Source organism: Brachyspira catarrhinii, assembly GCF_005518285.1.
GTDB lineage: Bacteria > Spirochaetota > Brachyspiria > Brachyspirales > Brachyspiraceae > Brachyspira > Brachyspira catarrhinii.
This window is the reverse complement of the sequence record NZ_SJDU01000571.1, coordinates 1-1,094: the sequence shown is the minus strand read 5'-3', so window position 1 is coordinate 1,094 and position 1,094 is coordinate 1. Positions and strand designations below refer to the sequence as shown.

General features: G+C 35.8%; 1 protein-coding gene. It reads right to left on the bottom strand.

The annotated features are described in order from the left end of the window. Nucleotides 1-1,024: sialidase family protein (locus EZH24_RS12375; protein ID WP_137999360.1), on the bottom strand; the 1,024-nt coding region annotated here is incomplete at its 3' end. Nucleotides 1,025-1,094: the final 70 nt, after the last annotated feature.

Sequence of the window (1,094 nt, the reverse complement as noted above, 5' to 3'; positions counted from 1 at the left end):
TTCCATTATATTCATATCTACTAAAATCTATATGCTTGGCGCCTGGGTCTTCTTTGTCGCTGCCTATAACGCCAAATGTCCAATTTTTACCACAATCGGTAGATTTTGCCCATAATGAGTAACCTTTATCGTAGTATGCCGTATTATATAGTATACTTCCGTCAGAAAGTTCTATGAGTTTAGTTTCAAATGTGCTAAAATCTCCAAGATTACCTTGTAATTTTTTAGATGAGATTTCAAAACCATTACAGACCGAACTAAAAGTATTGCCGTCATTTTCTGAAAACATAATAGCTGTATACGGCTTATTGTTTGAAGCATTTGTATAATACATTGGGAATATTAATTTTTGAGAATTGGCATTAGCCCCATGCCTTAAAGTTATACCCTGTCCGTAAGTTACAAATGAATTTTTGGCATCGGTAGGTTTATCAATACTTTCTTTTTGTATCCAATTTTTGCCATCATCCGAACTTCTATAAATAATAGTTTTATTATCGCTACCGACAGCTCCTAATAAAACATCGCCGTTATGACAATTTATAAAAAACGGATGACCGTATCCGCTATCGTTAGCGTCATACCAAGTTCTTCCCATATCCGAACTTCTTCTAACGACAACCTTTCCGCTACTATCTTCGGCTGCGGCAAGTATAACTCCTTTTGTTGTAACGGTTAAAGCGGGTATTTTACCGTTTTCAAATAAGACTGCATAATTATCTGAAGGGTCATAATTTTGACTTTGTTCTTCCGCAGAAAGAGAATTTGCAGGCAATGTTATGCCGTTTAAGGTTTTACCTTCTCCGCTACCAACTAATCCTATGCCAACTACAGCTGGGTCAATTTTTTCTTCGGATGTATTATCTCCCCCAGAAGAGATGCCACCTCCTCCAGTTTCGCCATTTACATCGGATGAATTACCAACTCCCGATACTCCTTCGCCTAAAGGATGTTTACAAGCCCAAACTAAAATGCTCGCAATAATAATCACGATTAAAGTAATAAAAAAGTATCTCTTTCTCATAACGATACCTCCGATAATATATTTTTTTATAATAAGCGCTTAAATTAATTAAATTAAAGTAAACGCCAAT